The organism is Bacillus sp. AF23, from assembly GCF_020861455.1.
Classification (GTDB): Bacteria; Bacillota; Bacilli; order Bacillales; family Bacillaceae; genus Bacillus; species Bacillus halotolerans.
Genome location: NZ_JAJHVY010000015.1, coordinates 236,111 through 258,858, shown reverse-complemented (window position 1 = coordinate 258,858; position 22,748 = coordinate 236,111). Strand labels below are relative to the sequence as shown.

Annotated in this window: 26 protein-coding genes; 19 read left to right on the top strand and 7 right to left on the bottom strand. The window is 42.7% G+C overall.

Going from position 1 to position 22,748, the window contains the following annotated elements; translation table 11 throughout:
* Positions 1–46 precede the first annotated feature (46 nt).
* From LNN34_RS06850 to LNN34_RS06840, 3 genes are all read right to left on the bottom strand, one after another.
* Positions 47–1,288, bottom strand: coding sequence for a cytochrome P450 family protein (locus tag LNN34_RS06850; protein WP_059292736.1), 1,242 nt, complete (start codon positions 1,286–1,288; stop codon positions 47–49).
* 268 nt (positions 1,289–1,556) lie between these two features.
* Positions 1,557–1,916: a hypothetical protein gene (locus LNN34_RS06845; protein ID WP_024121485.1), complete on the bottom strand. Its 360-nt coding sequence runs from the start codon at positions 1,914–1,916 to the stop codon at positions 1,557–1,559.
* A 144-nt stretch (positions 1,917–2,060) separates the two neighbouring features.
* Positions 2,061–3,389 carry a S8 family peptidase gene (locus LNN34_RS06840; RefSeq protein WP_215510478.1) on the bottom strand — a complete coding sequence of 443 codons (1,329 nt, stop codon included), beginning with the start codon at positions 3,387–3,389 and terminating at the stop codon, positions 2,061–2,063.
* A 225-nt stretch (positions 3,390–3,614) separates the two neighbouring features.
* Here LNN34_RS06840 and LNN34_RS06835 point away from each other — a divergent pair, with 225 nt between their 5' ends.
* The 3 genes from LNN34_RS06835 to LNN34_RS06825 all read left to right on the top strand — a co-directional run bounded on the left by LNN34_RS06835 (position 3,615) and on the right by LNN34_RS06825 (position 5,368).
* Positions 3,615–3,848 carry a hypothetical protein gene (locus tag LNN34_RS06835; protein ID WP_044155805.1) on the top strand — a complete coding sequence of 78 codons (234 nt, stop codon included), beginning with the start codon at positions 3,615–3,617 and terminating at the stop codon, positions 3,846–3,848.
* 284 nt (positions 3,849–4,132) lie between these two features.
* A complete protein-coding gene (locus LNN34_RS06830) occupies positions 4,133–4,840 on the top strand; it encodes a poly-gamma-glutamate hydrolase family protein (RefSeq protein ID WP_044155804.1) in 708 nt (235 codons plus the stop codon).
* 72 nt (positions 4,841–4,912) lie between these two features.
* Complete coding sequence (locus tag LNN34_RS06825) at positions 4,913–5,368, top strand: OsmC family protein (protein WP_059292734.1); 456 nt, start codon at positions 4,913–4,915, stop codon at positions 5,366–5,368.
* 12 nt (positions 5,369–5,380) lie between these two features.
* Here the strand turns inward: LNN34_RS06825 and LNN34_RS06820 are convergent, their stop codons facing one another.
* From LNN34_RS06820 to LNN34_RS06810, 3 genes are all read right to left on the bottom strand, one after another.
* Positions 5,381–5,734 carry a DMT family transporter gene (locus tag LNN34_RS06820; protein WP_044155801.1) on the bottom strand — a complete coding sequence of 118 codons (354 nt, stop codon included), beginning with the start codon at positions 5,732–5,734 and terminating at the stop codon, positions 5,381–5,383.
* Positions 5,735–5,747: 13 nt separating this feature from the next.
* On the bottom strand, positions 5,748–6,065 hold the full coding sequence (ebrA, locus tag LNN34_RS06815) for a multidrug efflux SMR transporter subunit EbrA (RefSeq protein ID WP_059292733.1): 318 nt from the start codon (positions 6,063–6,065) through the stop codon (positions 5,748–5,750).
* Positions 6,066–6,221: 156 nt separating this feature from the next.
* Positions 6,222–6,473 (bottom strand): hypothetical protein, encoded by a 252-nt coding sequence (locus LNN34_RS06810; protein WP_044155798.1) that lies wholly within the window; start codon positions 6,471–6,473, stop codon positions 6,222–6,224.
* Between the two features lie 126 nt (positions 6,474–6,599).
* On the opposite strand from LNN34_RS06810, the gene LNN34_RS06805 reads away from it, so the two are divergent.
* The 10 genes from LNN34_RS06805 to LNN34_RS06760 all read left to right on the top strand — a co-directional run bounded on the left by LNN34_RS06805 (position 6,600) and on the right by LNN34_RS06760 (position 15,085).
* Positions 6,600–6,977: a YmaF family protein gene (locus LNN34_RS06805; RefSeq protein WP_081638307.1), complete on the top strand. Its 378-nt coding sequence runs from the start codon at positions 6,600–6,602 to the stop codon at positions 6,975–6,977.
* A gap of 100 nt (positions 6,978–7,077) precedes the next feature.
* Positions 7,078–8,022, top strand: coding sequence for a tRNA (adenosine(37)-N6)-dimethylallyltransferase MiaA (gene miaA / locus LNN34_RS06800; RefSeq protein WP_229043023.1), 945 nt, complete (start codon positions 7,078–7,080; stop codon positions 8,020–8,022).
* Between the two features lie 39 nt (positions 8,023–8,061).
* Entirely contained in the window at positions 8,062–8,283 is a 222-nt protein-coding gene (gene hfq, locus LNN34_RS06795; RefSeq protein ID WP_003221097.1) for an RNA chaperone Hfq, read from the top strand.
* 168 nt (positions 8,284–8,451) lie between these two features.
* Positions 8,452–10,002 carry an alpha-amylase gene (gene amyS, locus LNN34_RS06790; protein ID WP_229043022.1) on the top strand — a complete coding sequence of 517 codons (1,551 nt, stop codon included), beginning with the start codon at positions 8,452–8,454 and terminating at the stop codon, positions 10,000–10,002.
* Positions 10,003–10,137: 135 nt separating this feature from the next.
* Entirely contained in the window at positions 10,138–10,410 is a 273-nt protein-coding gene (locus tag LNN34_RS06785; protein ID WP_024121496.1) for a YmzC family protein, read from the top strand.
* Positions 10,411–10,491: 81 nt separating this feature from the next.
* Positions 10,492–10,722, top strand: coding sequence for a hypothetical protein (locus LNN34_RS06780; protein ID WP_024121497.1), 231 nt, complete (start codon positions 10,492–10,494; stop codon positions 10,720–10,722).
* Between the two features lie 232 nt (positions 10,723–10,954).
* Positions 10,955–11,347: a class Ib ribonucleoside-diphosphate reductase assembly flavoprotein NrdI gene (nrdI, locus tag LNN34_RS06775; protein WP_044155794.1), complete on the top strand. Its 393-nt coding sequence runs from the start codon at positions 10,955–10,957 to the stop codon at positions 11,345–11,347.
* Entirely contained in the window at positions 11,307–13,409 is a 2,103-nt protein-coding gene (gene nrdE, locus LNN34_RS06770; protein WP_202647311.1) for a class 1b ribonucleoside-diphosphate reductase subunit alpha, read from the top strand. Before nrdI ends, nrdE begins: the two co-directional genes overlap by 41 nt.
* Before the next feature lie 17 nt (positions 13,410–13,426).
* Entirely contained in the window at positions 13,427–14,416 is a 990-nt protein-coding gene (gene nrdF, locus LNN34_RS06765; protein WP_044155791.1) for a class 1b ribonucleoside-diphosphate reductase subunit beta, read from the top strand.
* Positions 14,417–14,464: 48 nt separating this feature from the next.
* Positions 14,465–15,085: a hypothetical protein gene (locus LNN34_RS06760; protein WP_044155790.1), complete on the top strand. Its 621-nt coding sequence runs from the start codon at positions 14,465–14,467 to the stop codon at positions 15,083–15,085.
* 65 nt (positions 15,086–15,150) lie between these two features.
* On the opposite strand, the gene LNN34_RS06755 is transcribed toward LNN34_RS06760, so the two are convergent.
* Complete coding sequence (locus LNN34_RS06755) at positions 15,151–15,918, bottom strand: N-acetylmuramoyl-L-alanine amidase (protein ID WP_199397654.1); 768 nt, start codon at positions 15,916–15,918, stop codon at positions 15,151–15,153.
* A 522-nt stretch (positions 15,919–16,440) separates the two neighbouring features.
* Between LNN34_RS06755 and LNN34_RS06750 the strand changes: the two genes are divergently transcribed.
* The 6 genes from LNN34_RS06750 to glnA all read left to right on the top strand — a co-directional run bounded on the left by LNN34_RS06750 (position 16,441) and on the right by glnA (position 22,652).
* Positions 16,441–16,758, top strand: coding sequence for a hypothetical protein (locus LNN34_RS06750; RefSeq protein ID WP_229043021.1), 318 nt, complete (start codon positions 16,441–16,443; stop codon positions 16,756–16,758).
* Positions 16,759–17,097: 339 nt separating this feature from the next.
* The gene (gene spoVK, locus LNN34_RS06745) at positions 17,098–18,066 is read left to right on the top strand and encodes a stage V sporulation protein K (RefSeq protein WP_044155785.1); all 969 of its coding nucleotides are present in this window, start codon (positions 17,098–17,100) and stop codon (positions 18,064–18,066) included.
* A 131-nt stretch (positions 18,067–18,197) separates the two neighbouring features.
* Positions 18,198–19,460, top strand: a complete 1,263-nt coding sequence (gene hflX / locus LNN34_RS06740) for a GTPase HflX (protein WP_099042969.1) — start codon at positions 18,198–18,200, stop codon at positions 19,458–19,460.
* 17 nt (positions 19,461–19,477) lie between these two features.
* Positions 19,478–20,743 (top strand): aminotransferase class I/II-fold pyridoxal phosphate-dependent enzyme, encoded by a 1,266-nt coding sequence (locus LNN34_RS06735; RefSeq protein ID WP_024121508.1) that lies wholly within the window; start codon positions 19,478–19,480, stop codon positions 20,741–20,743.
* A 109-nt stretch (positions 20,744–20,852) separates the two neighbouring features.
* Positions 20,853–21,260: a transcriptional repressor GlnR gene (glnR, locus tag LNN34_RS06730; RefSeq protein ID WP_010334345.1), complete on the top strand. Its 408-nt coding sequence runs from the start codon at positions 20,853–20,855 to the stop codon at positions 21,258–21,260.
* 57 nt (positions 21,261–21,317) lie between these two features.
* Positions 21,318–22,652 (top strand): type I glutamate--ammonia ligase, encoded by a 1,335-nt coding sequence (glnA, locus tag LNN34_RS06725; RefSeq protein ID WP_024121509.1) that lies wholly within the window; start codon positions 21,318–21,320, stop codon positions 22,650–22,652.
* The last annotated feature ends 96 nt before the right edge of the window (positions 22,653–22,748 follow it).

Here is a 22,748-nt window from a genome sequence, read left to right as displayed (position 1 = left end):
TATAAAATCCCCCTTTAAAAGGGGGATTTTTATCTGCTGGAAGAAATCAGCTGAGGTGTGAAAGTGAATCTTTCCTTGCAAGTGAGACCGGAAGACTTTCTAATCCTCTTAAAAAAGCATTTTTTCTCCATTTCAACTCTTCTGGCGTTACCGTAAGTTCAATTTGCGGAAATCGTTTCAGCAGTGCGTTAAACGCAATTTGTCCTTCCAATCTTGCCAGCGGCGCTCCTAAACAGAAGTGTATCCCAAAGCCGAAAGAGATATGCCGATTAGGTGTTCTGGTTATATCGAATGTTTCTGGATTTTCAAATCGTTCAGGATCTCGATTGGCAGAACCGATTCCTATAAAAATCATGTCTCCCTTTTTGATAGAATGGCCTTGGTAGGAGAAGTCTTCAATGGCCCACCGATTTGCCATCATAACGACAGGGGAGGTGTAACGCAGCAATTCTTCAACGGCTGTATCTATCATTTCAGGATGCAGTTTCAGTTTCTCTAATTCTTCCTTGTGCTGAAGCAATGCAAGGGTGCCAGAACCGATTAAGTTAACCGTCGTTTCAAGTCCTGCTACCACCAAAAGGAACAGCATAGAGTAAAGTTCTTTTTCACTTAACGTTTGGCCGTCTTCTTCAGCATGCACAAGTTTACTGATCAAATCGTCTTTTGGCTGTATTCTTCTTTCTTGAATTAACTTGCCAACATAGTCTTTAAACTCCCGAAGAGCCTGATTGGTCAGTTCTCGGTTGGCCTCTGAAGTATCAACCATGGCATTGGTCCATATTTGAAACTGTGCCCGATCCTCTTTCGGTATGCCCATCATTTCAGAAATCACGATAAACGGTAACGGAGAGGCAAAGGATGCCATAAAGTCTGTTTCATTCTCTTTTTCCATTTCATCTAACAATCGTTCAGTAATTTGTTCGATGCTGATGCGTAGATTTTCAATGGTGCGGGGGGTAAATGCTTGGTGAACCAGTGACCTTAAACGAGTATGGTCAGGTGTGTCTTTTGCCAGCATATGATCTGATACAAAATCAACGTCTTCACTGACATTGAGCATTTCAATTTGTTCTTTGCTCATTACGTTTTTAACGTCTCTTGTAATTCGGTTGTCTTTAAGAAATGCCATGCAATCATCGTAACGGGTGATTAACCACGCCGGATATGTACTTCCAAAACGGTGTAATTCGAATCGATGAATGGGTGCGTGTTCTCTAAAACGGCCTAAAACTGAAAAGGGGTTTTCATGAAACTCTTTAGCATGCGGATGAAACATCAAATTTTCCATTTTCATTCTCCTCGCCTAATAAATTAAGACAGATGCATTTATTCAGTTTAGACCAGATGTAAAAGAAAGCTTTGCGCAATCTGTATAACAGAATCCCATTGAAAACGACAGCCTGTTATGTCTAAAACTATATATCTATTTCAGGTGCCGTTCAATAGTTTTGGGACGAAAATATCGGCTTGCGGGTAAGGAAATGATTCCATGCAAACAAGCGCCTTTGGAGCAATGTCAAAGGCGCTGTATTCTTTCGACCAGATGAAAAGTTTCTTCATTTGTTTTGTACATCAATAGTATATACCGCACGATCTGTCAGTACCTTCAATCCGCCATTTTCTTGGTGAATGTGAATATCCCCTAATAAAGGAATTTCATAAGCGTTCTGCGGAAGCGGTACGTCCCCAGCTTCAGTAAAGGTTGTTCCTTCGCCTTCCAGGACGAGTTCGTCATTTGCAACATAGTCGTCAGGGTGGTTTGCGCTGCGTATGCCCACTTTTTGAAGGTGAAGAACAATCTGATCCAAATCTGAAATCTCGTCTTGGTTATTGGTCAGTTCGCCTTTTCTAATATCAAGCGTCTGGCCGATCCGCTCTCTCAACCATTCAGAAAGCTCAGTGTTGTTGAGTGCCATCAGTCATTCCTCCTTTTGATCTATACTGTAACTATTCCCAATTGTTTTATGTTTTACACTCTGCTGGGATATACCGGCTTATGTATGCTAAAAACACTGCTGACCCTTTAACGAACCAGCAGTGTTCACGAAGATCATGCAATCTTATTCACCAGGAATAGCTTTCTCAGCATTGATTGCTCCGGCACCGTAAATATTCGGGTCTTCGCCTGACCATTTATCAGCCCCATTTTTGAGCAGCTCTTTCACTTCGTCCGGCGTAAGATCTGGATTTTGCTGGAGTATTAAGGCGGCGATTCCCGCACAGATCGGCGTTGCCATTGATGTCCCCGACATTGTAAAATACTGAGACCCTACACGGCTTGATTTTTGCAGCTTATCGATATATGAATTCGGTGAGCGAAGGGAAATGATGTTTACGCCCGGTGCTAAAATATCGGGTTTTTCTTTCCCGTATACAGTCGGTCCGCGGCTTGAGAAAGAAGCAACTGTATCATCTTCGCTGCTTACTGTATTGTTATCGTCAAACGCGCCGACAGTAATGACTTTTTCGCTTACACCAGGGCTTGAAATTGTCTGCGGATCAGGGCCTGAATTTCCGGCAGCAACACAGACGACAATCCCGGCGTTCCAAGCTTCTTCAACTGCTTTGACTAATGGATCTTCCAGTTCATTGTCATAACGCAGCGCATCGCCGCCAAGGGACATGCTGATAATATCAATTGGTTCATCCGGATTGTCCTCATTATATTGAATACACCATTCGACGCCTTCAATAATGTCCGCTAACGTGCCTGAACCTTGTTTGTTCAGCACTTTTACTCCGATTAGATTGGCTTCCGGTGCAGGTCCGCGGTATTGGCCGGAAGATGACGCGCCGCTGCTTGCGACATCACCTGCGCAGTGTGTGCCATGTCCATTATCATCATAAGGCTCTGTTTTTTGGTTTACCATATCGGCAAATCCAATAATTCTTCCCTCTAAGTCAGGGTGCGGGTAGATTCCTGTATCGACGACTGCGACTGTAACGCCTTTACCGGTTAAGGTTTGCCCGCTTCTGACGACTTCCTTTGCATGGCTTGCTTCGGCTGCTGTGTCAAGAAGCGCTTTGACTTCGCGGTTTAAATACACTTTGCGAATATCGCTGCATTCAGAAAGAAGAGAATGCAATGCTGAAGGGGTAACCTCTGCGCTGCAGCAATTGATTTTGTTAAAACGGTTTTTTAGCTTACTGCGTTTTTCTTTTTGTAAAACCTGTCCCGCCATTTGAAAGCCGGCCTCATGGCAGCCTTCCTCGAATTCAATGATGACCGACATTTTTTTTCTGTTTTTTAATGTTGTTTCAAAAAACTGATGTAAAAAGCAAGGAGTCCACTTGAAGGGCTTGTAGAGCTGCAAGACGCTTTCACGCAACGGCCAATCAAGCTTATGAGCGTTTGCTCTCACCATTTGTACCATAGAGTAGCCAAACATCGATTTTCCTCCTATTATGAAGTTCTCTGTATACTCTATGAGTGGATCGTATGTTTGGTAAGTTTGTTTGTCCTTTAGAGGAGGCGGACAAGAGTTTGTTTTTATGAATCTTTTGAATCTGATACGAAAGAATCATGTGTACTGTTAATCATTGGGTATTGAAAAAGAACGTTTGTTCGTATTATCATTTATATATATATCAAATAGGAGGGAGCGATAGATCGCATGAATATCTTCTTACGCCGGTCTTTGGAAGATCAGATACCAATCAGCATTATATATATGAAGAAAGACGGCACCATAACAAAAAGAACGATTATCGTCAGGCAGAAAAGCAAAACACAAATTAAAGCTTTTTGTTTTACGAACCATCAGATCAGAACGTTTTTATTGGACTCTATCCTCTCCTGTGACTTTGTGCGAACAAGGAAGCAAGAACCCTGGTTCGCAGGACTATAACAGCTGTCCGCTTCAGCATCCCGGACAGCCTGGTTTTTAGTAAAACCTTTCTTATTCCTCTATACATTTAATTACCAAGTGAGGTTATTCCTACCTTTTCTGTTTTTCCTCTCAATCTTTTTTCACTGATATTTCAATATAACCGCTGATAAATGTGACATTCAATTGATTTTTTGAAACCGGGAACTTTTTCACTGATGATATGGTGTATACAATGGTAAGATAAAACCTATTGACTATACCTCATATAATGAACCTTGCCATTCTTGTGAAAGGAGTTTAACATGAGAAGATTTTTACTAAATGTCATATTCGTCTTAGCCATAGTCTTATTCATAAGATATGTTCATTACTCATTAGAACCTGAACCATCTAACCAGCCGGATACATATTCAAATTTCAGCAGTCTGGCAGAGAATGAGGACCCTGCTGATTATGATATTTCTTATCAAGAGAAAAAAGGGAGCAAAATTTTAATCATGTCTCCGCACGGCGGAAGAATTGAAGGCGGAGTAAGTGAGCTTGTGCGTTATTTCAACGATGACTACTCGACTTACCTGTTTGAGGGCTTAAAGTCACATGATAATCAAACGCTGCACATTACAAGCACCAACTTTGATGAGCCATTGGCTGAAGAGAAGATCAAGGAGCACCAGTACGTTGTCGCTTTTCACGGATATAAAGGAGAAAAGAAAAATACACTTGTCGGAGGAACAGACCGTAAGCGGGCGAAAATGATTGTCAGAGCTCTTGAAAAAAGAGGGTTTTCCGCTGAATTAGCGTCCTCTCAAAGCGGCCTTGCAGGATTAAGTGCAGATAACATTAATAACCAGGGGGAAACCGGGCTGAGTATCCAGCTGGAAATCAGCCGTGAACAGAGAGAAGCCTTTTTTGATGATTTTTACTATAAAGATAGGAAATACACGAAAACCAGTGAATTCTACTCTTATGTCCGGGCGATAAAACATGTACTTGAAAAAGAATATTCCTAATAAGCAAATCAGAGGACAAAATTAAGGAAGATCAGTAGACTTGAAATGGAATCCATTGAAGGAGGCAATCAAATGGCAGATCATCATTTTTATTTAAAAGCGAATTGGCCGGGAAAACGCAATGATGTCGGCACAATCGAAAGCGGCAATCTCATCACGTCTATTTCTATTCCTAAAGAAATGGACGGACCGGGGGAGGGGACCAACCCGGATGAAATGCTTCTTGGGGCAGCGGCAACCTGTTATATTATTACGCTTGCTGCTATGATGGAAAGAAGCGGACTGGAAAAAGAAGATCTGCAGATGGAATCAGAAGGCATAGTCGATGTGACAAGAGGGATCTTTACATACAAAAAAATCATTCACCGCCCCGCAGTAGTCCTCAGACACGATGCCTCAGAAGAAGACGTTGCGTTAGCCCGCAAGCTTTGTGAAAAAGCGGAATCTTCCTGCATGATCTCACGAGCCATTCAAGGAAACGTCGAACTGCAGCTAGAAGCTGCTGTAAAAATTTCTGAGCAATCATAAAAAAGCAGACGGTCACTGACAGGCCGTCTGCTTTTTTTCTTTATTAGGGGCTTTTGACTGATTTAACAGCACAACGCCTGCAATAATGAGTGTCAGCCCAAATATACCCTTCAAGCTGATGGTTTCGCCAAAAAGCAAAAAACCGACTACCGCTGTAAGCGCCGTCCCGATACCGGACCAAGTGGCGTAAGCGCTTGATAAGTCTATGGTTCTTAAAGAAAAGCTTAAAAATGTGAAGGCGGACAGAAATCCGGCAGCCACTCCGATAATAGGCCAGAATTGCGTAAAACCTTCGGAGAGTTTGAGCATTGTGCTCCCAAATACCTCAGATAATATGGCAAGAGCCAAATAAAGAAATCCTCTCATATACAACACTCCCTTACTGCCAATTAAGCAGCACGACACCTGAAATTAATAGACCAATCCCAATAAATCCTTTTACATTCAGTTTTTCCTTGAAAAATTTTGCCCCGATAACGGCCGTCAGCACGGTACCCACGCCGCTCCATGTCGCATATGAAAGGCTTAGAGGGATGCGGTTTAAAGTAAGCGACAGCATATAAAAGGCAAGGGAATAACCAATCACGACCAATGCACTCGGCTTCCACTTTTTGAAGCCGTCAGACACTTTCAGCATGGCCGCTCCGATTGATTCTGAGCATATGGCAATTGTGAGGAATAAGTATCCGATCAACATCGTAATCCTCCTCACTCAAAATATGATAAATGTAAGGTAATGAAAAGATCATCAGCTAGAAAAATATTAGTGCAAACCTATGTATGAGTCAAGAGATTCATTTCAACTCAGATTCGGGGGATAAAAAAGACCCCTTTTATAAGGGGTCTGCTGGGTTTAGTAGTAATATGGGTACGGGGGATAAGGATATCCGCCATAAAAATAAGGGTTAAATAAAGCACTTCCTACAAGTCCGCCTACCAGCCCGCCAAAAAAAGGTCCTCCGTAAAATCCAAACGGCCGTCCAAAGCCATAGCCAAATCCAGGTCTTCCAAATCCAAAACCTGGCCGTCCAAAGCCGTAGCCGAACCCTGGTCTGCCAAAGATTCTTGCATCATTTTCGTCAGTGAAATATTCCACTTCGTTCATTTTTTCTTTCCTCCAATAATAAAGTGTAGATGATGCAGTGTATTCAGCCTACCCAAATTTGATTGGGCGTTCAGCTGAAAAAGAAGGAGAGTGAATTGATTGGGCCTGTATCAGTCTGACTGGGCCATGGCGCCGCCTCACGTACATGCTTATCGTGCTAAAACAACCAGTGAACAGGGGCATTATCATATCATTGAAGGTTTTACTCAGCCGGCAAACGGAACGAATACGGATCGCCATACACACTACTTCACTGGGATTACTTCGTTTGAAAATGGCCATTTCCACCGCTATTACGGGATCTCGGGCCCTGCCATTCCCAGGGCTGACGGCACACATTATCACGAAATTGAAGAAAATACTTATCTCGCTTATAACGAGCCGATTCAGATCCGTTACGGAGGCGTTGTGTACGATCCCCGAAATCACAGCAAAAAAACGCATCGCCATCATTTGAAAGGCAAGACACGGGAAATCGTCGGAAATGAGCCTCTTGGCTGGTAGAAGAGATGTTTACTGCTGCAAAAAAAGGGCAAAATGGATAGGTGGTTATATATGATGAATGTTATAATGGGGGGAGATTTGTAAAAGAGAGTGATACATAGTGAAAAATAACAAACAGCCCGTTGTCATATTAGTCGGACCAACGGCAGTGGGGAAAACCAATTTAAGCATTCAGCTTGCTAAGGATTTGAACGCGGAAATTATCAGCGGAGATTCCATGCAGGTTTATAAAGGAATGGACATCGGGACAGCTAAAATCTCTGAACAGGAGACAGAAGGTGTGCCGCATCATCTGATTGACATTCTAGACCCGGCAGATTCTTTTTCCACCGCGGATTATCAAGGTTTGGTCAGAAATAAAATCAGCGAAATCGCAAAAAAAGGAAATCTTCCGATGATTGTAGGCGGTACGGGGCTTTACATTCAATCCGTCCTTTACGATTATACCTTTACGGAAGAGGCGAATGATCCGACGTTTCGGGAAGAAATGCAGAAGGCTGCGGCGCAGGAGGGAGCTGAATTCCTTCATGCTAAGCTGGCTGCGGCTGATCCGGAGGCAGCAAAAGCGATTCATCCGAATAATACAAGAAGAGTAATTCGCGCACTGGAGATTTTACATACATCTGGTAAAACGATGTCACAGCATTTAAAAGAGCAAAAGCGGGAGCTGCTGTACAATGCTGTATTAATCGGGCTTACAATGGACAGAGACACGCTTTACGACAGGATTAATCAGCGAGTTGATCTGATGATGGAAGCCGGACTTCTGCCGGAAGTGAAACAGCTCTACGATCGAAAATTGAGAGACTGTCAATCGATACAGGCAATCGGCTACAAGGAGCTGTACGCATATTTTGACGGATTTGTGACACTTTCTGAGGCTGTCGAGCAATTAAAACAAAACTCCAGACGGTATGCGAAACGCCAGCTGACGTGGTTTCGCAACAAAATGCCGGTTGACTGGTTCGATATGACCCCGCCTGTTGATATGAAGCTGAAAAAAAAGGAAATTTTCACACATATAGCAGGAAAACTGCAACTTTAATCGAAACTGTATGATATAGAGAATCAAGGAGGACGAAACATGAAACCGATTAATATTCAGGATCAGTTTTTGAATCAAATCCGCAAAGAAAATACGTATGTCACTGTTTTTTTACTGAACGGCTTTCAATTGCGCGGCCAGGTGAAAGGCTTTGATAACTTTACCGTATTGCTAGAATCGGAAGGTAAGCAGCAGCTTATATATAAACATGCGATCTCGACTTTTGCACCGCAAAAAAATGTCCAGCTTGAATTAGAATAGACCATAAAGATAAAAACGAAATAGAAAAACCTCGGGCTGAAAGCCCGAGTTTTTTTGTGTCGCAGAAGTTCCTATAGAGATTACAAAAAATATAGGAAATTGGTTATTTGTGTAAAACTCCTATTGTTGTACAATGATTTGTGATCATGCTGGAAAGGGGAGAGGGAAATGAATCACAAACGAAAACGTGCCATATCATGGGGTCTGGTGTTTTTCTTAACACTACTGTTTGTCACGCTGCCGGTATCTAAAACTTGGGCTGCAAGCGTAAATGGCACGCTGATGCAGTACTTTGAATGGTACCTGCCTAATGACGGACTACATTGGAAACGCTTGCAAGGAGATGCGGGGCATTTATCTGAAATTGGAATCACTGCTGTATGGATTCCGCCTGCATACAAAGGAACGAGTCAATCTGACAATGGATATGGCCCATATGATTTGTACGATTTAGGAGAATTTCAGCAAAAAGGGACGATGCGCACAAAATACGGTACAAAACCGGAGCTTCAGTCAGCGATCAGCTCCCTGCATTCGCAAAACATCCAAGTATACGGTGATGTTGTTTTGAATCATAAGGCAGGCGCGGATGCAACGGAAGATGTAACCGCGGTCGAAGTGAATCCAAACGATAGAAATCAGGAAACATCAGGAGAGTATCAAATAAAAGCATGGACAGGCTTTCATTACCCGGGCCGCGGAAGCACGTACAGCGATTTTAAGTGGCATTGGTACCATTTCGACGGAGCGGATTGGGACGAATCCCGAAAGCTGAACCGCATCTATAAGTTTCAAGGGGATGGAAAGGCATGGGATTGGGAAGTATCAAGGGAAAACGGCAACTACGATTATTTGATGTATGCAGACGTCGACTATGATCATCCAGATGTTGTCGCAGAAACGAAAAGATGGGGTACCTGGTATGCAAACGAGCTTCAACTCGACGGTTTTCGGCTCGATGCTGTTAAACATATTAAATTTTCTTTTCTGAGTGATTGGGTAAAGGCAGTCAGACAATCAACAGGAAAGGAAATGTTTACAGTTGCAGAGTATTGGCAAAATAACCTGAACGAGCTCGAAAACTATTTGAATAAAACTGATTTTAAGCAATCTGTTTTTGATGTCCCGCTTCACTATCATTTGCAGGCTGCATCCTCACAGGGGGGCGGCTATGATATGAGACATTTGCTGGATGGCACTGTCGTATCGAAGCATCCGATGCAAGCGGTAACATTTGTGGAAAATCATGATACACAGCCGGGGCAATCATTGGAGTCGACTGTACAAACATGGTTTAAGCCCCTCGCTTATGCCTTCATTTTAACAAGAGAGGCTGGTTACCCGCAGGTTTTCTATGGGGATATGTATGGAACAAAGGGTTCATCGTCAAGGGAAATTCCGTCGCTCAAAAATAAAATAGAACCCATTTTAAAAGCGCGTAAACATTATGCATACGGGACCCAGCATGATTATTTTGACCATGAGGATGTGATTGGCTGGACGAGGGAAGGTGATCAATCGGCCGCCCAATCAGGATTGGCTGCATTAATCACAGACGGTCCTGGCGGGTTAAAGAGGATGTACGTCGGAAAGCAAAATGCCGGCGAGACATGGTATGACATTACTGGGAACCGCTCCGATCCTGTTACGATACATTCTGATGGATCGGGAGAGTTTCATGTAAACGGAGGTTCAGTATCCATTTATGTACAGAAGTAAGAAAGGGAGGGGCTGAAAGGCTAGCACAGCAGCCTCTCTTGTTTTTTATCTTGCGTGGTCTTTTTTATAATGAGAACATAAGAAGGGGGAAAGTGTATATAATGTAAAAAATTTGAACGCAAGAGGAGTGAACGAATGTTTTCTGAATCTGAAGCGGAGTTGAGACGAATCAGAATTGCACTTGTCTGGATTGCTGTGTTCTTATTGTTTGGTGCGTGCGGGAGGGATGAAACAGTAATTGAAACAGATAGCGGAGATTCTTATGAAACGCCCCAGCCAAGTTCATTTCCGCTCGAAAATAATCATTTTGGAATCGTAAATGACGGCAATATAGAAATTTATGAGTATAATGAGGCTGATAACAAGGTAAAGCTTAAAAAAGCGTTTCCGTCTGATGAGCTTGAATAAAATTCACAAGCATGGAATTTTACAAAGCAGACGCAGGCCGCTAAACTGAATACTGACACAGAACATACAGAGGGTGAAATGATGAAGCATAAGATTATTGTCAATCACTGGGAAGAAATCTGTGAAGACGATTCCTGCTATGAATATGGAACGAGTATTATTGTTAATGGAAAAGAATTAATCAGAGAAGCCTCAATTATAAGCGCATTGAAGGCAGTTTTAGAAGAAATCGGCGCTGACGCAGAAATAGAAGAAACAGTCGAAAGCGAAAAATGCTGTGACAGTATAAGAAAAAAAAATCTAGACTACTAAGCAGTTTTTTTTCATGTTATGATATACATCGGCTTAAAAACGACACTTCGAGTAGGATGAGAGATGATTCTCGTTCTGCTCTCTTTTTTGGGCCCTGATGAGGGTGCCAGAGAGAAAATATGAATTTTTTATTAAAACGAATCTATATATTGTGTTTTTGCCAGAGGGTAGTATACTATATATAGTGTTAGTAGTTGAGAGATTCATATTTTTTGATAGGTCGTGATAAAACGTGGTACAAATCATATTTGATTCAAAAACAGGGAATGTTCAGCGCTTTGTGAATAAAATAGACTTTCAGCAAATACGCAAGGTGGACGAAATTGACCACCAGGACACTCCGTTTGTTTTGGTCACCTACACGACAAACTTCGGCCAGGTACCGGCATCAACACAATCATTTCTCGAAAAATACGCCCATCTCTTATTAGGAGTCGCTGCGAGCGGCAATAAAGTATGGGGCGATAACTTTGCGAAAAGCGCCGATACCATTTCAAGACAATATCAGGTGCCGATTTTGCACAAATTTGAACTCAGCGGCACATCTAAAGACGTTGAATTGTTTACTCAGGAGGTAGAAAGAGTTGTCACAAAATCAAGTGCCAAAATGGATCCAGTTAAATAACGAAATCATGATCCAAAAAGATGGAAAATTCCAGTTTGATAAGGATAAAGAGGCTGTACATAGCTATTTTGTAGATTATATCAATCAAAACACAGTATTCTTTCACGATTTAAAAGAGAAGTTGGATTATTTGATTGAAAATCAATACTATGAAGAAGAATTTTTAAGCCTTTATTCTTTTGAAGACATTAAAGAAGTGTTTAAGACAGCTTACGCTAAGAAGTTTCGTTTTCCTTCCTTCATGAGTGCGTTTAAATTCTATAATGACTATGCTTTGAAAACGAATGACAAGAAAAAAATCCTCGAGCGTTATGAGGACCGAATCTCAATTGTTGCGCTGTTCTTCGCAAACGGCGACACTAAGAAAGCAAAAGAATATGTCAACCTGATGATCAATCAGGAATATCAGCCGAGCACACCGACATTTTTGAACGCGGGCAGAAAACGCCGCGGAGAACTGGTGAGCTGCTTCTTGCTCGAAGTCAATGATTCTTTAAACGACATTTCAAGAGCGATCGATATCTCCATGCAGCTTTCTAAACTGGGCGGCGGGGTTTCTCTTAATCTGTCCAAGCTTCGCGCGAAAGGTGAAGCCATCAAAGATGTTGAAAATGCCACAAAAGGCGTTGTAGGCGTCATGAAGCTTCTTGATAACGCGTTCCGTTATGCTGACCAAATGGGACAAAGACAAGGATCTGGTGCGGCGTATTTAAACATTTTCCACCGCGATATCAATGATTTTCTCGATACGAAAAAGATTTCTGCCGACGAGGATGTGCGCGTCAAAACACTTTCTATCGGTGTAGTCATTCCGGACAAGTTCGTTGAGCTTGCGCGTGAGGACAAAGCGGCTTATGTATTCTATCCGCATACCATCTATAAAGAGTACGGACAGCACATGGACGAAATGGACATGAATGAAATGTACGATAAGTTCGTCGACAACCCCCGGGTGAAAAAAGAGAAAATCAACCCGCGGAAATTGCTCGAAAAACTGGCGGTGCTTCGTTCTGAATCAGGCTATCCATACATCATGTTCCAGGATAATGTCAACAAAGTACATGCGAATAACCATATTTCAAAGGTGAAATTTTCTAACCTTTGCTCTGAAGTGCTGCAGGCATCTCAGGTTTCTTCTTACACAGACTACGATGTAGAAGATGAAATCGGCTTGGATATTTCCTGCAACCTGGGATCGCTTAACATTCTCAACGTGATGGAGCACAAATCGATCGAAAAGACTGTTAAGCTTGCGACTGATTCTTTAACTCACGTATCTGAAACGACTGATATCCGTAATGCACCTGCTGTAAGACGGGCAAACAAAGCGATGAAATCAATCGGTCTCGGCGCTATGAACCTTCACGGATACCTGGCGCAAAACGGCATCGCGTATGAAAGTCCAGAAGCGCGCGACTTTGCGAACACATTCTTTATGATGGTGAACTTCTACTCTATCCAGCGTTCTGCAGAGATCGCAAAAGAGAAGGGCGAGACGTTTGATCAATATGAAGGATCAACCTATGCAACTGGTGAATACTTCGATAAATACGTTTCAGCTGATTTCTCGCCGAAATACGAAAAAATCGCAAATCTGTTTGAAGGTATGCATATCCCGACGACAGAGGACTGGAAACAATTAAAAGCATTTGTCGCTGAACACGGCATGTATCACAGCTACAGATTATGCATTGCGCCGACAGGCTCGATTTCATACGTTCAGTCAAGCACGGCATCTGTCATGCCGATTATGGAACGGATTGAAGAAAGAACATACGGCAACTCAAAAACGTACTACCCAATGCCTGGGCTTGCATCTAATAACTGGTTCTTCTACAAAGAAGCCTATGATATGGATATGTTCAAAGTCGTAGATATGATCGCGACAATCCAGCAGCACGTTGATCAGGGAATCAGCTTTACATTGTTCCTAAAAGATACAATGACGACTCGTGATTTAAACCGGATTGATTTGTATGCACATCACAGAGGAATTAAAACCATTTACTATGCAAGAACGAAAGATACTGGGCAAGACAGCTGCCTTTCTTGTGTTGTTTGATTAAAGGAGAGTTTATAGTGACGAAAATTTATGACGCAGCAAACTGGTCAAAGCATGAAGACGACTTTACCCAAATGTTCTATAACCAAAATGTGAAACAGTTCTGGCTTCCGGAAGAGATTGCTTTAAACGGCGATCTCCTCACTTGGAAGTACCTTGGGAAAAACGAGCAAGACACGTATATGAAGGTACTGGCCGGATTGACTCTTCTTGATACAGAGCAGGGGAATACAGGAATGCCGATCGTGGCTGAACACGTAGACGGCCACCAGCGGAAAGCCGTGCTGAATTTTATGGCGATGATGGAGAACGCCGTTCACGCAAAATCGTACTCTAATATTTTCATGACACTGGCACCGACTGAAACGATTAATGAAGTATTCGAATGGGTCAAACAAAACAAATTTTTGCAGAAAAAAGCGCAAATCATCGTCGGACTCTACAAAGCGATTAAAAAAGATGACGAGATTTCACTGTTCAAAGCAATGGTTGCATCTGTGTATTTAGAAAGCTTCCTATTCTATAGCGGTTTCTATTATCCGTTATATTTCTACGGACAAGGAAAACTGATGCAAAGCGGTGAAATTATCAACCTGATCCTTCGTGATGAAGCGATTCACGGTGTTTATGTCGGTCTTCTCGCTCAAGAAATCTACAATAAGCAGACAGAAGAAACAAAAGCAGAGCTTCGCGAATTTGCCATTGACCTTTTGAATGAGCTTTATGAGAATGAGCTTGAGTATACCGAGGACTTATACGATCAAGTCGGACTCTCGCACGATGTCAAGAAGTTCATCCGCTATAATGCGAATAAAGCGCTGATGAACCTTGGATTTGATCCTTACTTTGAAGAGGAAGACATTAATCCAATCGTTTTAAACGGATTAAATACAAAAACAAAATCACATGACTTCTTCTCCATGAAGGGGAACGGGTACAAAAAAGCGACCGTTGAGCCGATCAAAGATGATGACTTTTTCTTTGATGATGAAAAAGAGCAGATATAATATCTGCTCTTTTCGGCTTGAAGGTTGAAATAGGAGGACGCAGTAATCATGGGAAAAATGGATGAAATCATCTTGGTCGCTCCGCGCGATGAAGTGTTTAAAAAAGAAAAATTGACTTTTCAAGGCGTAAACAGTGAAGATGCCCGAGTAGCAGAAATTATGGCTCAAATTGAGGCGACCTATTCTGAAATGAGAAGGGGAGACGCAGAAGAAGATCCTCATTATAAGCAGCCGATTCCTTATGTCGTCATTAAACGCGAGGATGAAGTTTTCCTTTATGAGCGGCTGGCTGGCGGCGGAGAATCACGTCTTCACAATAAGCTTTCTCTTGGCTTTGGCGGCCATATGAATCATATTGAAGGAGCTGCATCCTTTGCCGAGGTCTTAAAGCTGAACACAGACCGGGAGCTTGATGAAGAACTGCAAATCGAAGAAGAGGATAAGCAGGCCATTGTCACATTAGGTTTGATAAATGATGATGACAACAGTGTCGGTAAAGTGCATATCGGTATTCTATCTGCGCTTCAATTAAAGCCAGGCTCACATGTGGAAGTCAAAGAGAAAGAGCAAATCGCGGGTAAATGGATGAAAATTTCTGAACTAAAACAAACAGACATTTATAACCGTCTGGAAACATGGTCGCAATTCGTGGTTGACATTCTTGAATAAAAAAACCCGGTTTCTCATGAAGAGGAACCGGTTTTTTTTATCAGGCATGCTCGTCCGCAGCAGTATTATGTTTCTAGGAACACCATAGCGTCAAAGCCGGTATTCTCAGCTCTGGCAGCAAGGGCATCGGCATGATCTTTGGAAGAAAAAGCGCCGATCTGAACTTTATATAATCCGTCCTTTAAGAGCACAATGGCGTCAAAGCCCTTAGACTCTGCGCTGGTTGCAAGATTGTCCGCATTTGCTTTGACCTTAAAAGCCCCGATTTGAACCTTATATAACCCTGAGTTGGATGTCTTTTGAAGGCTGAAGGCTTGCTCCAACCCGTTTGCATGTCCTCTTGCCAAGCTTTGAATAAAACTGCTCGTTTTAAGCTTGTTCGCATCTGTAACCGTATCAATAAAACCGTTTTCCGTAAGCAGGGCAGGCATTGAGGATTCCCTTAATACGTGGAAGTTTGCTGTTTTTTTACCGCGATCGGAAAAGTCGACAGCTTGTATGACTTCAGAGTGAATCTCTGATTGGTAAGTCGTTGTCGGTGCTCCGACTCCCGGATAAATGTAGCTTTCGAAACCTGTTCCGCCCCCGGAATTAATGTGAATGGATAAAAAGAAATCGGCTCCCCAGTTATTTGCAGCATTTGTCCGGTCGCTTAAGCTGACATATTGGTCGCTTGTCCGGCTCAGCAGCACAGTAACACCCTCATACTCATTCGTCAATATAGTGCGTAAAGCTAAAGCGATTTGCAAGGTTAACGTTTTTTCTTGGAGACCATTGCCTGTTGCGCCTGGATCGGACCCGCCATGACCTGGATCAATAAATATTTTAACCATTCTCCATCACCTCATTACAGGATATGAAAAAAGACGGCTTCTGCTTGTACGATTATCATCCGGCAGAAAAATGAGGAAATAACCCCTATTACCCGAAAAATTATTTCTCGGGAAAGCGCACAATTCAACAGGATGCGACAGGAAGGTTGCTAAAAGTGTGCCTTCTAATCGGCTTAAAAAAGGGGGGGATTCTATCGAATTCAGCAGAAAGCGGAGGGGGAAATGATGATGACATCCATATGCGCTTTTTGCGGCCCGACTGTGGTTTTGGAGGTCAGTCAGAACGTACTCAATGGAAATAGCGTTCAGACATTCTTTTTGTTTCCTATTAATATCACTCATGGTTCGCATGGGTTAACGTTTATACTCACTCTTTTCCTCGGTGCCATTATTTTCTCTCCAGTTCTTCATCGGATTATTGGCATTTGTATTTGAAGAAGTATGGGTATTTGACATCATCCTAGGCTTAGTCTCTCAGGAAAGTTGATTTCCCGGGTGTTTACCCGGGTTTCTTCCAAAAAATTGCTGGCTTTTATACATCAACCGAAAATCCTCTTTCTCGATGAACCGACAATCGGTTTAGATATCCTGCGAAAAGAAGAATACACAGAAATTTCTTCATCCTATCTTCTCACCTCCCATCAAATTGATGACGTTGAACGTTTATGTAAACGGATCATCCTGATTGATGAGGGAGAAATCAAATTCGACGGACCGAAAGAAAAGCTGTCACAATTGACGAACAGTAAGAGAAGCTCAGCTGTTGAAGTAGACGCCGTTCATGCAGACTGGGGTTTACTTTCATGTCAACCTACTGAAGTGAAAGGAAAGTATATCTGATAATTCACAAATCCCTCAGCTCATCACAAGCATATCTGCACAATATGCTGTTTTAAAATAGAAATAACAGAGACCGCCCTTGAAAATATCTTGACTGAGGTTTATACCTCGAAGAAATATCGCCTTCATAGCTGATTGTTCTAACAAATTTACTGAAAATAAAATCTCTTGGTTTGTCCACCCTGTGTTCGTGAATACAATAAGAAATAAAGTATTTCTCGGGAAAGCGCAGGATTCCCCATTGTTCCCGAAAAAAAAGCATTTGTTTCGACACATGATAGGCGTTTGTCACATAAGGCATACGCTTGAATATCATATAGAGAGAACTGAGAGGTGAAAATGTTGGAGCGCGCTGTGACTTATAAAAACAACGGACAGATCAACATTATTCTTAACGGACAGAAGCAGGTGCTGACAAACGCTGAGGCAGAGGCGGAATATCAAGCGGCTTTGCAAAAAAACGAAGCTAAGCACGGCATTTTGAAGGAAATAGAAAAAGAGATGAACACACTGGTTGGAATGGAGGAAATGAAACGAAACATTAAGGAAATATACGCTTGGATTTTTGTCAATCAAAAACGTGCGGAACAGGGCTTGAAGGTGGGAAAGCAAGCGCTGCATATGATGTTTAAAGGAAATCCGGGAACTGGGAAAACGACAGTTGCGCGGCTTATCGGCCGGCTGTTCTTTGAAATGAACGTACTGTCAAAAGGCCACCTGATCGAAGCGGAACGCGCGGACTTGGTCGGGGAATACATTGGCCACACCGCCCAAAAGACGAGGGATTTAATCAAAAAGTCATTAGGCGGCATTTTGTTTATAGACGAAGCCTATTCCCTTGCAAGGGGCGGCGAAAAGGACTTCGGAAAAGAAGCGATCGACACGCTCGTCAAGCATATGGAAGACAAACAGCATGAATTCATTTTAATTCTTGCCGGATATTCACGGGAAATGGAGCATTTTTTATCATTGAATCCCGGTCTCCAATCCAGATTTCCCATCTCCATCGATTTCCCGGATTATTCCGTCAATCAGCTTATGGAAATTGCGAAACGAATGATCGCAGAGCGGGAATACCAGCTCAGTCAGGAAGCCGAATGGAAATTAAAGGATTACTTAATGACAGTCAAAAGCACAACAAGTCCCATTAAATTCAGCAATGGCCGTTTTGTCAGAAATGTCATAGAAAAATCGATCAGAGCGCAAGCCATGAGACTTCTAATGGGCGACCAATACTTAAAAAGCGATTTGATGACCATTAAAAGCCAAGATCTTTCAATCAAAGAAGACGCCGCTGGCTCGATATAGACCTCTTCCTGTGAGAGGTCTTTTTTTCTAATGTATTTCTTGCTTTTCACAGCAATCGATTTGTGGTATACACATGCAGGGTTTGGTATGATAATACTACTGCCCAATATGCAATAGAAAGGAACATCCATTTGAACGAACAAGAAATAAGACAGGAAAAGGCCATTTTAGTCGGATGTCAGCTGCCCCATATCACAGATGAGCATTTTGAAAATTCCATGGAAGAGCTTGCATCACTGACAAAAACAGCAGATGGAACGGTATTGACCAGCGTCACGCAAAAACGAAACCGGGCTGACGCAGCTACATATATAGGAAAAGGGAAGGTTGAAGAGCTGAAGACGCTCGTTGAAGAGCTTGAAGCCGATCTTCTTATTTTTAATGATGAACTGTCACCAAGCCAGCTGAAGTCCTTGGCAACTGCGATTGAAGTAAAAATCATCGACCGCACGCAATTGATATTAGATATTTTTGCGAAAAGAGCAAGAACAAGAGAAGGAAAGCTTCAAATCGAGCTGGCTCAGCTCCAGTATGCTCTCCCGCGTCTGACGGGACAGGGGATCAACCTTTCCCGGCAAGGCGGAGGGATCGGCGCGAGAGGACCGGGGGAAACAAAACTGGAGACCGATCGCCGCCATATTAGAAATCGCATTCATGAAATTAACACGCAGTTATCCGCTGTCATTCGCCATAGAAGCCGCTATCGGGAAAGAAGAAAGAAAAACGGTGTGCTGCAAATCGCTCTTGTCGGGTATACGAACGCGGGGAAATCAACGTGGTTTAACCGCCTGACAAGCGCTGACAGCTATGAAGAAGACCTTCTGTTTGCCACGCTGGACCCTATGACCAGAAAAATGGTGCTGCCAAGCGGCTACAGCGTGCTCCTGTCAGATACGGTCGGATTTATTCAAGATCTTCCGACGACACTGATCGCTGCATTCCGCTCAACGCTTGAAGAAGTAAAAGAAGCGGATGTGATTCTGCATCTGATTGATTCCTCAAATGAGGAGTACACAGGGCACGAAAAAACGGTGCTTCGCTTGCTGGAAGAGCTTGAAGCAGATGATATCCCGGTGCTGACGGCTTATAACAAACGCGATCAAAAGCTGCCTGACTTTATCCCGTCCGTTGGAAAGAATCATATCATGGTCAGTGCAAGATTTGAGGAGGATGCTGAAAAGTTTAAGGAAGCCATCCAGCGTTATTTGCGCCAAGAACTGTTAACGCCTTTTGAAGCGCAGGTACCGGCAAGTGAGGGCAAGCTTCTCTCGAGAATCAAATCCGAAACGATGGTTGACCGTTTTCATTTTAATGAAGAAAACGAACAGTACGACATATCAGGATATGTACAAGAAGAGCAAAGTATCATCGGTGAATTGAAGAAGTATATGTAAGAAGGGAATACAAGGACATGTTCGAAACTTTAACACACGGAGATTTATTAAAAAAAACAGCAATGGAAGTGGAAACGGAAATTGCGGGCGTTCATAAACAAATAGAAGAAATCAGTGAACGCAATGAATGGAGAGTGCTTCAAAGCTATAGAAAACACAAGGTGAGCGACACTCATTTTACGCCGTCTACAGGATACGGCTATGATGACATCGGAAGAGATACACTTGAAAGCATTTATGCAGATGTGTTTGGGGGCGAAGCCGGGCTTGTCAGGCCTCAAATTATATCAGGCACACATGCGATTTCCATTGCTTTATTCGGTGTCCTCAGACCGGGGGACGAGCTGCTTTATATCACAGGCAAGCCGTATGATACGTTAGAAGAAATTGTCGGCGTCAGAGGCGGAGAAAATTCTGGATCGCTAAAGGATTTTCAAATCGGCTACAATGCGGTTGAACTGACTGAAGACGGAAAAATAGATTACGATGCTGTCGCTGCAGCTATCAATCCGAAGACAAAGGTGATCGGCATTCAGCGCTCAAAAGGATATGCCAATCGTCCTTCTTTCTTAATTAGTGAAATCAAAGAAATGATCCGCTTTGTAAAAGAAATCAATGAAAATCTTATCGTATTTGTGGACAACTGTTACGGAGAATTTGTAGAAGAGCTGGAACCTTGCCATGTAGGCGCCGATCTCATGGCGGGATCTCTTATTAAAAATCCGGGAGGCGGTCTTGCCAAAACAGGCGGGTACCTCGTTGGAAAATCTGAATGGATCGAGGCTTGTTCATACCGAATGACTTCACCGGGCATCGGCCGGGAAGCCGGAGCGTCTCTTTACTCGCTCCAGGAAATGTATCAAGGCTTCTTTTTGGCGCCTCACGTTGTGTCACAAAGCTTAAAGGGAGCGGTGTTTACAGCGAGATTCCTTGAAAAACTGGGCTTCACTTCAAACCCGAAATGGGATGCGAAAAGAACAGATTTGATACAATCCGTTGAGTTTTCCGACAGAGAAAAGATGATTGCCTTTTGCCAGGCCATTCAATATGCATCGCCGATCAATGCCCACGTGACGCCTTATCCAGCCTACATGCCGGGATACGAAGATGATGTGATTATGGCAGCGGGCACATTTATACAAGGAGCAAGCATTGAATTATCAGCTGATGGCCCTATCCGCCCGCCATATGTAGCGTATGTGCAGGGAGGATTAACCTATGCGCATGTGAAAAATGCCATATGCAGTGCAGTGGATTCTTTAATGGATAAGAAATTAATTTGAATAGTTTAAAATTTTCACTGAATTTCATGTTAAGAATCCTTACATGTTATTGACACAAAATATAACATCACCTATAATGAAACTAAGTTAAGAAAAGGAGGAAATTGAGATGAGTGATAACATTCGCCGCTCAATGCCTTTATTTCCAATAGGAATTGTCATGCAATTGACCGAATTATCAGCAAGACAAATTCGGTATTATGAGGAAAATGGACTGATATTTCCAGCTAGAAGCGAAGGAAATAGACGATTATTCTCATTTCACGATGTAGATAAACTGTTAGAAATTAAACACCTGATTGAACAAGGTGTAAACATGGCAGGAATTAAACAAATTCTGGCGAAAGCATCGGCCGAGCCGGAACAGAAACAAAATGAGAAGACGAAGAAACCAATGAAACATGATCTGTCTGATGACGAACTGAGACAGCTCCTGAAAAACGAGCTTATGCAAGCCGGCCGTTTTCAAAGAGGAAATACTTTCCGTCAAGGCGACATGTCCCGCTTCTTTCATTAATCCGTTAGCAACTGTTTTGCTATATACATTTACCTTTTAGAGGAGGAGTTTTACGAAATGGCAAAGTATACAAGAGAAGATATCGTAAAATTAGTAAATGAGGAAAACGTCAAGTACATTCGCCTGCAATTTACCGACATTCTTGGAACAATCAAGAACGTTGAGATTCCTGTAAGCCAGCTTCCAAAAGCACTTGATAATAAGGTCATGTTTGACGGATCTTCTATTGAAGGTTTCGTTCGCATCGAAGAATCAGATATGTACCTGTATCCTGATCTAAATACATTTGTTATCTTCCCATGGACAGCTGAAAAAGGTAAAGTAGCACGTTTCATCTGTGATATTTACAATCCGGATGGCACACCTTTCGAAGGTGACCCGCGAAACAACTTAAAACGGATTCTGAAAGAAATGGAAGACCTGGGCTTCAGTGATTTCAATCTAGGACCTGAGCCTGAATTCTTCTTATTCAAATTAGACGAAAAAGGCGAACCGACTCTTGAATTAAACGACAAAGGCGGATATTTCGACTTAGCTCCAACTGACTTGGGAGAAAACTGCCGCCGCGATATCGTTCTTGAGCTTGAAGAGATGGGCTTTGAAATCGAAGCATCTCACCACGAAGTAGCGCCTGGCCAGCACGAAATCGACTTTAAATATGCCGGTGCAGTCCGCTCTTGTGACGACATCCAAACGTTTAAACTAGTTGTTAAAACAATTGCCCGCAAACACGGTCTGCATGCGACATTTATGCCAAAACCGTTGTTCGGTGTGAACGGTTCAGGTATGCACTGCAATCTATCACTCTTCAAAGATGGCGTTAACTCATTCTATGATGCAAACGCAGATCTTCAGTTAAGTGAAACAGCGAAACACTTCATTGCAGGTATCGTGAAGCATGCAACAAGCTTTACAGCAGTAACAAACCCGACAGTGAACTCTTACAAACGTCTTGTTCCTGGCTATGAAGCACCTTGCTACGTTGCATGGAGCGCGCAAAACAGAAGCCCGCTTATCCGTATCCCGGCTTCTCGCGGCATCAGCACACGTGTTGAAGTGCGCAGCGTCGATCCAGCTGCGAATCCGTACCTAGCACTTAGCGTCTTGCTTGCTGCAGGTTTAGACGGAATCAAAAACAAACTAGAAGCGCCAGCTCCAATCGACCGCAACATCTACGTGATGAGCAAAGAAGAGCGCATGGAAAACGGAATCGTCGACCTTCCTGCAACACTTGCTGAAGCATTAGACGAATTCAAATCAAACGAAGTGATGGTCAAAGCTCTAGGCGAGCACCTATTCGAGCACTTCATCGAAGCAAAAGAAATCGAGTGGGATATGTTCCGCACGCAAGTACATCCTTGGGAACGCGAACAGTATATGTCTCAATATTAATCTTTCAATCCCTTGGCACTATTGGTGTCAGGGGGTTTTTAAATTTTGGTCATAAGTTAAGAGATCGATAACTTTGGTCCTTGACCAAAATATGAC

Excerpts from the sequence above, each read along its gene's own strand:
- LNN34_RS06780 (WP_024121497.1), top strand. The coding sequence starts at position 10,492 with ATGAAGCATAAGATTATTGTCAATCACTGGGAAGAAATCTGTGAAGAC.
- glnR (WP_010334345.1), top strand. The coding sequence starts at position 20,853 with ATGAGTGATAACATTCGCCGCTCAATGCCTTTATTTCCAATAGGAATT.
- LNN34_RS06850 (WP_059292736.1), bottom strand. The coding sequence starts at position 1,288 with ATGGAAAATTTGATGTTTCATCCGCATGCTAAAGAGTTTCATGAAAAC.
- ebrA (WP_059292733.1), bottom strand. The coding sequence starts at position 6,065 with ATGTTGATCGGATACTTATTCCTCACAATTGCCATATGCTCAGAATCA.
- LNN34_RS06835 (WP_044155805.1), top strand. The coding sequence starts at position 3,615 with ATGAATATCTTCTTACGCCGGTCTTTGGAAGATCAGATACCAATCAGC.
- LNN34_RS06755 (WP_199397654.1), bottom strand. The coding sequence starts at position 15,918 with ATGGTTAAAATATTTATTGATCCAGGTCATGGCGGGTCCGATCCAGGC.
- LNN34_RS06825 (WP_059292734.1), top strand. The coding sequence starts at position 4,913 with ATGGCAGATCATCATTTTTATTTAAAAGCGAATTGGCCGGGAAAACGC.
- hfq (WP_003221097.1), top strand. The coding sequence starts at position 8,062 with ATGAAACCGATTAATATTCAGGATCAGTTTTTGAATCAAATCCGCAAA.
- LNN34_RS06785 (WP_024121496.1), top strand. The coding sequence starts at position 10,138 with ATGTTTTCTGAATCTGAAGCGGAGTTGAGACGAATCAGAATTGCACTT.
- amyS (WP_229043022.1), top strand. The coding sequence starts at position 8,452 with ATGAATCACAAACGAAAACGTGCCATATCATGGGGTCTGGTGTTTTTC.
- LNN34_RS06805 (WP_081638307.1), top strand. The coding sequence starts at position 6,600 with ATGGCGCCGCCTCACGTACATGCTTATCGTGCTAAAACAACCAGTGAA.
- LNN34_RS06820 (WP_044155801.1), bottom strand. The coding sequence starts at position 5,734 with ATGAGAGGATTTCTTTATTTGGCTCTTGCCATATTATCTGAGGTATTT.
- spoVK (WP_044155785.1), top strand. The coding sequence starts at position 17,098 with ATGTTGGAGCGCGCTGTGACTTATAAAAACAACGGACAGATCAACATT.
- LNN34_RS06810 (WP_044155798.1), bottom strand. The coding sequence starts at position 6,473 with ATGAACGAAGTGGAATATTTCACTGACGAAAATGATGCAAGAATCTTT.
- LNN34_RS06830 (WP_044155804.1), top strand. The coding sequence starts at position 4,133 with ATGAGAAGATTTTTACTAAATGTCATATTCGTCTTAGCCATAGTCTTA.
- LNN34_RS06845 (WP_024121485.1), bottom strand. The coding sequence starts at position 1,916 with ATGGCACTCAACAACACTGAGCTTTCTGAATGGTTGAGAGAGCGGATC.
- LNN34_RS06840 (WP_215510478.1), bottom strand. The coding sequence starts at position 3,389 with ATGTTTGGCTACTCTATGGTACAAATGGTGAGAGCAAACGCTCATAAG.
- LNN34_RS06760 (WP_044155790.1), top strand. The coding sequence starts at position 14,465 with ATGGGAAAAATGGATGAAATCATCTTGGTCGCTCCGCGCGATGAAGTG.
- LNN34_RS06735 (WP_024121508.1), top strand. The coding sequence starts at position 19,478 with ATGTTCGAAACTTTAACACACGGAGATTTATTAAAAAAAACAGCAATG.
- glnA (WP_024121509.1), top strand. The coding sequence starts at position 21,318 with ATGGCAAAGTATACAAGAGAAGATATCGTAAAATTAGTAAATGAGGAA.